This window comes from Bradyrhizobium sp. JHI2711, from assembly GCF_056156565.1.
This window is the reverse complement of record NZ_JBPZPT010000043.1, coordinates 1-250: the sequence shown is the minus strand read 5'-3', so window position 1 is coordinate 250 and position 250 is coordinate 1. Positions and strand designations below refer to the sequence as shown.

The window sequence follows — 250 nt, the reverse complement described above, 5'->3', positions numbered from 1 at the left end:
CGATCCGACCCTGAAAGCACTGGAGCCGACGCTGCAGCAGGATCTCAATGGCGACGGCACGATCGGAGTGCCGATTGCCAGCCCCGTCACGATCGAGGCGTTGGGATCGACCAGCGTGGTGGTGTCCAGCGGCAATTACTATCTGACCAACATCTCGACCGGCGTCGGCCCAACGCTGAAATACCAAGGCAATGTGGTGGACACGGCCAATTACACGACGTGGTCCGTCATTGCTGCCGAGCAGGTGTCC

At 60.8% G+C, this 250-nt stretch carries 1 pseudogene; it reads left to right on the top strand.

The window, feature by feature from the left end:
* Positions 1-250: pseudogene (locus ACTEK7_RS36700) on the top strand (hypothetical protein); the annotation flags it as partial.